This is a genomic window from Streptomyces sp. NPDC001732 (assembly GCF_053596315.1).
The window spans coordinates 181,840-190,845 of the sequence record NZ_JBSFFY010000011.1 but is presented as its reverse complement, the minus strand read 5'-3'; the positions used below and the strand labels follow the sequence as shown (position 1 = coordinate 190,845).

The following is a 9,006-nucleotide window of genomic DNA, read 5'->3' as shown; positions in this document are numbered from 1 at the left end:
ATCAACCACAACCCACAACTGCCCTGGTCCTTCCTCGCCCACACAGGCCTGACCATCCACCCACCACACCCACCGAACTTACGAAAAGATCAGTAGGGCGGCCGCGTCGTTGACGCCGTCCCCGACGGCCGCGACCCGGCGCCCCTCGGCCCGCAGCGCGACAACCAAGGCAGCCTTGTCCTCGGGCGAGCAAGCGGCGTGCACCTCGTCGATGGCCAGCTGTGAGGCGACCGCACGGGCCGGAGCCGCACGGTCCCCGGTGGCCGGCACCGGCCGAACCCCCAGACGCCGCAACCGGTCCACCGCCCGGTAGCTGCCCGGCCGCAGCACGTCCCCGACCGCGAACAGCGCCACCACCGTGCCGTCCACCGACACCTGCACCGCGGTGTGCGCCGCTTCCTCGGCGACACGCAAGGCGTCCCCGAGCGCCTCCGGCAGACCGTCGCCCACAGCGGACACCTCGACGAGCCGCCCCTCCACCCGGCCACGGACACCGAATCCGGGCGTCGCCACGAAGTCCGACACCGGCAGCAGCACCTCGTCGGCGAGCGCGCGCACCGCATGCACGGTGATCGCCCGGCCCAGCGGATGCTCCGAGGCGTCCTCAACCGCCGCCGCCAGCCGCAACACCTCACCCTCCGCCGGGCCGTCGGGAACGACGGTGACCCGGGCCACGCTCATGTGGCCTGACGTCAGCGTGCCGGTCTTGTCGAGCACGACGGTGTCGACATGCTGCAAGCCCTCCAGCGCCTGCGGCCCGGTCACCAGCACGCCGAGCTGCGCCCCCCGCCCGGTCGCGGCCATCAGCGCCGTCGGTGTGGCCAGTCCCAGCGCACACGGACAGGCCACCACCAGCACCGCGACACACGCGGTGACCGCGGCCTGTGCCTCCGCGCCGGCACCGAGCCAGAAACCCAGCGTCGTCACCGCCAGCGCCAGGATCACCGGCACGAACACCCCGGCCACCGAGTCCGCGAGCCGCTGCGCTCGCGCCTTGCCCGCCTGTGCCTCGGTCACCAGCCGCGTGATGCGGGCCAGTTGCGTGTCCGCGCCGACCGCGCTCGCGCGGACGAGCAGGAGCCCGCCCGCATTGACGGCGCCCCCGACCACCGCGTCCCCGGGCCCAGCCTCGACCGGCTCACTCTCGCCGGTCACCAGCGCCTGGTCGACAGCCGAACTACCCTCCACCACCACACCGTCGGTGGCGACCCGCTCGCCGGGACGTACGAGGAATGTGGTCCCGACGGCCAGCTGCTCCACCGGGATCAACCGCTCATGACGCCCCTCGCGAACGGCGACGTCCTTCGCCCCCAGCCGGGCCAGCGACCGCAACGCGGCCCCGGTCCCCCGCCGCGCCCGCCCCTCCAGGAACCGGCCCACGAGCACGAACAGCGGCACACCGACCGCCGCCTCCAGATACAAGTGCGTCACACCGTCCGCGGCAGACGGCACCAGCGTGAACGGCATCCGCATCCCGACGCGGCCCGCTCCGCCGAGGAAGAGCGCGTACACCGACCACGAGAACGACGCCACCACGCCCAGCGAGACCAACGTGTCCATGGTCGCCGCACCGTGCCGCGCCCCGCGCAACGCCCGCTGGTGGAACGGCCACGCACCCCACACCGCAACCGGCGCCGCCAGCATGAAGCACAGCCACTGCCAGTTCCGGAACTGCAACGCCGGAACCATCGACAGCACGAGCACCGGCACCGCCAGCAGCGCGACAATCACCAGCCGTTGCCGCTCCGCACGGTCGGTCGCCGACTCCTCGTCGTCCAGCGTCGCCGCCGCCTCCTTCTCGGGCTGGGGCAGCCGGGCCGTGTACCCCGCCTGCTCCACCGCCGCGACCAGCTCGTCCGGGCTGACGGCGGCGGGGTGGCTGACACGGGCGCTGCCCGTCGCGAGATTCACGCTCGCCGCGACCCCGTCGATCTTCGCCAGCTTCTTCTCGACGCGCCGCACACAGGCAGCGCACGTCATCCCGCCGACCGTGATGTCGGTGACGGTCAGGGTCGGCACAGGCACGGCGCCCATCAGCGACCACTCCCGTGGTCCATCTCCATGCCATCCATGCCGCCCATGTCACCGGAGCCCGACCCACCGTCGTGCCCGCCGGCACCGCCACCGCTGCTCGACCCGTGCATCCCGGGAGCGACCGGACCGACCACGTGCCCCACCGCGTAGGAGACGCCGAACATCGCGGCGACCAGCAGGACGAAACCGAGCAGCGCGGGCGCCGGGAATCGCCGCCGATCCCGGCCAGGGTTGGACATCGACCTGGAGGCGCGCTCGCCTCCGGAGACTTCACTCACCACTTCTCCCGATCGTGCCGACCACCGCTCCCCCCGCCCCGGTCCATGGCAGGCGCACGGGGTCTCGTCCAGTAGTCGGATACGAGCCCCGTGGTGTTCCCGACTCGCGATATGAGGCGAGTCACCTCCCCCGTCAGGAACCTGGGCCACCGGTCGCACATGGCCCTGGGCTGAACGACTCGATCCGCTCCAGGGCCCTTGCGCGCTCCGCCAGATCTGCCAGCGGTACTTGTCCACCGCCGAGGGCTGGCTCTACCTCGCCTGCCGGCTGGACCTGGCCACCCGCGAGGTCGTCGGCTATGCCATGACCGACCATCACCGTGCCAAACTCGTCGCGGAAGCCCTCGACATGGGTCGCGGCCGAGGTGTTCCCGGAGCAGCTACGATCGCTCCCACCAGCCAGCGTTGCGACGATCAGTTGAATCCGTCGAGTACACGGGGCCCCCTTCCACGCCCGAATACGGGAGTTGGGACTGCGGCAGAGTTGCGGGCGCACCGGATCATGTTGCGACAACGCCGCCGCGGAAAGCTTCTGGGCCCTGCTCATGGAGGAGACCGGAACAAGGTCCTGTCCGGGCCCGATCGGGCCAGTGCCCGCACCGAGGGCTCGCCCCACCTCGCCGGCAGGACGCCACAGACAGCTGCGGTCAGCACCACCTGTCACGAGCACAGACCGGTAAGACCGAGGCGTCGCGCCAGCACCGCTCCTCAGATCAGATCGAGTGGCAGATCAGATCGAGTGACGCAACGCACTCCACACGGTGTACCCGTCCAAGCCCCGAAAGCAGGTCGAACAAGCTCACCGGAACTGCAAAAGGGCAGGTCAGGCACCCTTCGCTGCTGGCTCTAGAACAGCAACACACTCCACATGGTGCGTCATCGGAAAAGCATCATCCGGAAGGGGAGCTGACATACCCGCAGCTCAGGCATTGCTTTCGGTGCACCTAGCGGGCTCTGCAGGCACCGACAGCGTCAAACGAGCGTCACGCCTCATCCCGACTCCGACTGCGGGACAGGTCAACGAGCGCCAGCGTTGGAAGGCATTGCCGACGGTCCCTGGGGGGAGAGTCTGCACCAGAGGCTTGAACGTGGCGCCACGACCAAGATCCGTCCCTGATCCTCTGCAGGCTCCCCTCCGTTTACACCGCGAGGCTGCGGACTCGTGCCCTGGTGAGTGCGACGTAGAGCGAGCGGTGGGCTTCGTCGGCGGGGTCGAGACCCTTCCGGAGCACAGCCGCGTCGGACTCTTCCAGCCTGACCCCGACCCTGTCCCACTCCTTGCCCTTCGCCTGGTGGCATGTCAGGCCGGGAACGAGTCGCTTATGTGCGTCCTCCAGCCGTATGCGCAGATTGCCGAGAGCCTTGCGCGGTGTCCGCTTCTGGCTCTCAGGCCGCTCGATGTGCGTCTTGGTGACCACGCTGTCCGCCAAGGCGGTCCAGATTTCGCTGAGGTCATCCTGGCTCGCCAGGCGCTGAAGAGCAGCCTGTAGGTCCGGACGCAGCTGCTCGAACGTTTCGGCTTCTTCAATGCCCAGGGTGGTCCGGGCGTCGGTGAGGAACGCGGCAGGCAGGCCGAAGGAGCTCTGGGTGAGTTCGTTGAGAAGCAAGGTGCACACGGCTTCCTGGAACGGTCCTGACGGCTGCTTGACGGCCAGCGGGAGGACATGGGGGTCTCCGTCCCACAGCGTCTTCCACCGCCGTGCGAGGACGATATCGACGTCGCGTGCCACCCCTACGGGAAGGACCACGCGCTCTCTACGGCGCAGTAGACGTGCCAGTGACGCCTGGTCACTGCTGTCGTGCCACCTGAACGATGTCTGAAGTTCGCCGCGTTCGAATCCCAGTAGCTCGATGAGCCGACGCACGCTCTCCGGGCGTGCGCCACGAAAGGCGTAGAGGGCCTGCCAAGGGTCTCCCACCAGAGTGACGGCGAGTCCCGCTTCCGCCGCGGTGCGGATGATCTCCACGTCCAGGTCGTTCGCGTCGTAGACCTCGTCGACAAGCAGGGACCTGATCGTCCTGGCGAAGTAGGTCGACACGTGGGCGCGGATACCGTCAATGCCGAGGGCCCCGTGCAGGACCTCACGTACGTTCTCGTGTGTGCACCATCCTCTGTTGACCGCAGCGGCGAAGTCCGCTGGCCTTATGTGGTTGTCCGGCTTCGCCTCTGGCAGGTAGGTGGTGCTGACCTGGGTGCCCGCCAGACAGAGAGCGGGCTTCGCGATAGTGCGGATGGTGGGAAAGTGAGTCCGCCATGTGTCCAGCACCTCCAGTTCCTCGTGGCCGCCTGGCCACTGGAGGAACCCAGACCGCAGGAGGTGGGTGAGTAGGTCGTTCAGGATGGTGTCGAGCGTGACGATGCGATGGGGCCATGCCAGGGCCGAAGGACCCCACTGCCGAACCACGCGGCTGCGTATCTCCTCGGTGGCCGAGCGAGTGAAGCTGACCGCCACGACCGCTCGGTGATCGATTGTGCGCGCGAAGCGGTGCAGGCCGAAACGCTGGTGCGAGACGGTCGTCTTCCCGGAGCCGGGAAGTGCCTCTACGTAGACAAGGCGGTCAGGGCTTGCGGCAGTGAGGAGTTGTTCCGGCGTGAGAGCGCGGGTGCCAGGCCAGCGACTACTCATCGGCAACCGTCATCCGACGTGTGACTGTCGGCCAGCCCCCGCGGGAGGGCTGCCAGTATCGGAGTTCCTCCCATGGCGGTGCATCCGGATCCGGCGCGTCAGAGTCCGGAGGGTCCGGGATCGGTTCGTCTCCGGTTGTTTCCGCCCACTCCCTCTCTTCCTTCTGCCAATCGTCCGGCCAGTGCAATTCCTCAGCATCATCGGCCTGTTGCTCGCCTGTGTTCCGTTCGCCGTCCAGCACGAGCCAGTCCGGCTCATCAATGGACTCATGGGGGTCGGTCTCATCGGCCGGGTCGGGCGGGTACAGAAACTCGAACAGCCGCCGGATGTGGTCGGGCACGATCGGAAGGCTCGACGCCTGCTCGGGACCTGCTTCGTTAGCCTCTGCCAGGAGGCCGGCGAAGGCAAGCGCGAAGTCGCCCTTCTTGCTGGAACCCCGCCCTGCCGGGACGCCGGGCTGCCCGTCCTTGCCCTTCCGCGCACTGCGGAACAGTTCGTACACCGTCCGAGCCGTCACGAGCGGCTCGTCCAGGTCAGCCTCGCGCAGGGCGGCCGCGATCAAGTGCTCGTTACCCTCGGTGATCGATGGTTCCAAGGTCGGATGGCTGACGAAGGCATCGACGACCGAGGGGTCGTGCTCAGGAAGCCAAGTCGGCTTCCTGAGCTCCTTGTTCTCGAACGGTAGATCGCTGTCGACGAGGATCGCCAGTTTGGTACACAGTTCCTTGCCCCGAGTTGCCAAGAGATGCACCGGCCACTGCCCGACCTTCCACCCCATGTGCACAATGCTGAGTGCGTCGATGAATGCGTGCTTGCGCGCGTCCCCTCCGGCCCAGGTCCTGCCGAACTCCCTTAGGACGGCGGCGTCGGTGACTCCCTCAACCAGGACGAGGCGGTCGGCGAAGAGGGCGGCGGACCGACTCGCGTCCAGATGGAGCCGCGTCTTCCGCAGCGTGATGTCGCGGTGCTTCGCCGGCACGACGTCGGCGACGGTGCGGCACACTCTCCCCTGCGCCGTCTGGCGCACGACGATGAGTTCCTCGGGGGCACAGGATGTGATGACGTCCGTCGCGTGGCTGGAAAGGATGACCTGCAGCTCCGGCCTCTTCTTGACGGTTCTACGCAAGTACCGGACGAGAGCGTGCTGCAGCTGCGGGTGGAGGTGCGCCTCAGGCTCCTCAATGACGACCGTCGCGTGGAAGGGCTTCGTACCGAAGAAGGAGTCCTCCTCCGACTCGGCATCAGCCTGTGCCTGTTGGAGGTTCCGGGTCGCCTGCTGGATCTGCTCAATCTCTGTGGGGGGCGGCTGGTCGGGAGCATCCTGGTGAGACCGGGCGGTGTCCTGGGGAAGTTCGGTGGAGTCCGGTATTGCTGCCAGGATCACGGCGATATGCAGCAGGTTGACGTACCCCAGCCCGGACACTTCAAGAGGCCGAGCGAATCTGCGTCCCTCCATGACAGCGAGCATGACTTCCAGCACGCGAGCCAAGTAGGTATCGTCGATGACCTGCCCACGTATGTACGACCACTGGCGACTCACCCCAGCCGACAGGTCCGTGAGGTAGCCGCCGATCCTCTTCTCGACGGCGTCGATGATGCTCTCCTTGGCCAGCTCCTCGAGCAGCTGGGAGGCCCGCGCCCGGAGCCCCACGAGGTTCCGGGTCCCGTTCAGGCGCTGCTGTTCAGCACGGAGCAGCTCAACCAGGATCCGTGCCTCGCGGCGCGCCAGTTCGTCCAGAGGATGACGCCAGGCTGGCAGGTAGATCAGCTTGTACGGGTCCAGGTCCAAGGACCTGCCGTGGGCCGTGTCAATCTTCGGGGTGACGCTGCCGAGCCTGCGACTCAGCGTGACACCCCAGGTCTGAGCGACATCCCCAAGGCGCTGGTGGCTGACCTCGTGCAACTGACGTCCGAGACGACCTTCCCCAGTGAGGCTATCACCCAGCCGGTACTCCACCTTGATGGTGCGGGTGGATCTCTCGGGTGCGAGCGTGGCGGAACCGTACCTCGGCAGGGCTGGGAAGCGAGAGCCAGGATGAGATAGGTAGAGCGCATCCGTGAGCGTTGTCTTTCCGGCGCCGTTGGCTCCGATCAGCACGCTGAAACGGCCAGGTATATGGCAGACCATCTCGCCGTCTGCGCTCGCCCGAAACCCGCTCACTGCGATACGACTCAGGTGCACCATGCCCCCCATGGACAAGAAGTACGTGAGTAGTCATCATCGCCCCGAGCACTGACAACGCTCTTTCTCTTGCGATCACTTACGGTCTGGACGTGCCTGAGCTCCATCGAACGCAGGATGGCTCCACGCGCCCCCTGCGAGATGATCTTCCTTACAGTCCATCCAAGGACACTCGACACAGGCCGACTGTGAGCGTCCACCTGAGCAGGCAAACGCCTCTGCCCCGTCCGTGCCGGACGGGGCAGAGGCTCGCTCATGCGGCGCCGGTCAGCGGAACATCCATGCGCTCCCAGGCCCCGAGCACAGCCTTGTGGGCGTCCGGCTGCAGGTGGGCGTAGCGCTGGGTGGTCTGGAAGCTTTCGTGGCCCAGGAGGTGCTGGACCTCGTAGAGGGAGACTCCCTTCTGAACGAGCCACGAGGCGCAGGTGTGGCGCATGGAGTGGGGCGGATAGTGCGGGACGGGAAGCTGCTCCCCGTCGGTGCCGAAGTAGTGGGCGTTCCCGATGGCCGGCCACCAGGTCTGGCGGCGCCAGTTGCCGTCGTCGAGCCGACGGCCGGCGCGGCCCTTGGTGATGGTGGTGAAGACCAGGGCGTCACGGTCGAGTGGGTGGATGTGCCGTTCGAGGGCGTCCAGGACGTGTGGTGGGAGCGGGACCTCCCGGCGGCTCCTCGAACTCTTGGGGTACTCCTTGATGCCGCTCTTGGTATTGACCTCCACCACGAACAGGCGGGAACGGCGCTGGTCGATCCGATGACGGTGCAGGCCGGCGAGTTCGCCCCAGCGCAGGCCCGTGTAGAAGCCGAGCAGGCACATGGTGCGCCACGGGGCCGGGAGCTCGTCGACAATGCTCTGCGCCTGGTCGAGGGTGAACCACTGCGGCGGCTTGACCGCGATCTGCGGCAGGTCGATGTTCCGGCAGGGGCTGACCGCGATGACATCGTCGTCGACGGCCGCCCGCATGATGGACGACAGCAGGTTGTACGCCCTCTTGATCGCGGATGCCCCGACCCCCTTCTCCACCAGTCCGCGGATCCAGCTCTGGACGTCCATGCGGGTGACGGCCCGCATCTCCCAGTCGGCCCAGTGGGGCAGCACGTGGTTCTTGATGCTGGAGGCATCACCGCGCAGCGTGTGGGGCTCGACGACGCGGGCCTGCCACCAGCGGTCGTGCCACTCACGGAACGCCGTCTCGCCCGCTCGGGGATCCCGCATGCTTCCGCGGGCGGACTGGGTCTCCATCTCGGTACCCCAGGCGCGGGCCTGTGCCTTGAGGGGAAACGACTCGCTGAACCGGTCTCCAGCCCGGTTGCGAACGGTCGCCTGCCATTTGCCGGACTTCAACTTCCGGAGGTACGTGGTTCCGTTCCTTCCTGTTTCGCGTGCGGAGGGACTTCGTCCTGGTCAACGGCGGCGCACGGGCGGCGCGACTGCCCGGCTGTTGATGAAGTCATCCAGGCTCGCGGCGGGGACACGGACGCGAGAGCGAGCCGGTCCCGTGCGCAGGTCGACGACGGGCAGCTCGCCAGCGGCGATGAAGCGGTAGACCGTTCGGCGGTCGACGTCCAGGGCTGCGGCGACGGCGGGTATGGACAGCAGGCGCAGGGCCATGGGCGGTTCCTTTGCGTGAGAAAGAGCGACGGGAATTGAGAGATCCAGCCGGGGCGGGAGGCAACAAGCCCGGGCGATGCTGCGAGATCTTCGAGTAGGGCTTTTACGTACGGCCGAGATCTCCGAGCGGAGCAGAAGAGGAAGCGAGCGGAGTTACGTGTGCGCGGCGGGGAATCCGAGAATGGCACGTATGCCAATCGAGCAAGGTGTCCTCTGGGGAGGTGGGCAGTCTTCTGGCAGGGCCGGTACGACGGGCGTTCCGGGACCCACAATCAT

6 protein-coding genes are annotated in these 9,006 nt (G+C 67.5%); all 6 read right to left on the bottom strand.

Translation table 11 applies throughout. The features are described 5' to 3' along the window. Positions 1-78 precede the first annotated feature (78 nt). The 6 genes from ACWCXX_RS14925 to ACWCXX_RS14900 all read right to left on the bottom strand — a co-directional run bounded on the left by ACWCXX_RS14925 (position 79) and on the right by ACWCXX_RS14900 (position 8,730). Positions 79-2,034, bottom strand: a complete 1,956-nt coding sequence (locus ACWCXX_RS14925) for a heavy metal translocating P-type ATPase (protein WP_451127098.1) — start codon at positions 2,032-2,034, stop codon at positions 79-81. Further along, positions 2,034-2,312: a hypothetical protein gene (locus ACWCXX_RS14920; RefSeq protein ID WP_451127096.1), complete on the bottom strand. Its 279-nt coding sequence runs from the start codon at positions 2,310-2,312 to the stop codon at positions 2,034-2,036. The genes ACWCXX_RS14925 and ACWCXX_RS14920 overlap by 1 nt, the downstream gene beginning before the upstream one ends. 1,139 nt (positions 2,313-3,451) lie before the next feature. Continuing rightward, positions 3,452-4,939: a UvrD-helicase domain-containing protein gene (locus ACWCXX_RS14915; protein ID WP_451127094.1), complete on the bottom strand. Its 1,488-nt coding sequence runs from the start codon at positions 4,937-4,939 to the stop codon at positions 3,452-3,454. After that, positions 4,932-7,124 (bottom strand): ATP-dependent nuclease, encoded by a 2,193-nt coding sequence (locus ACWCXX_RS14910; RefSeq protein WP_451127092.1) that lies wholly within the window; start codon positions 7,122-7,124, stop codon positions 4,932-4,934. Before ACWCXX_RS14910 ends, ACWCXX_RS14915 begins: the two co-directional genes overlap by 8 nt. A gap of 250 nt (positions 7,125-7,374) precedes the next feature. After that, entirely contained in the window at positions 7,375-8,334 is a 960-nt protein-coding gene (locus tag ACWCXX_RS14905; protein ID WP_451127090.1) for a tyrosine-type recombinase/integrase, read from the bottom strand. Between the two features lie 189 nt (positions 8,335-8,523). Further along, complete coding sequence (locus ACWCXX_RS14900; RefSeq protein ID WP_389294568.1) at positions 8,524-8,730, bottom strand: helix-turn-helix domain-containing protein; 207 nt, start codon at positions 8,728-8,730, stop codon at positions 8,524-8,526. Positions 8,731-9,006: the final 276 nt, after the last annotated feature.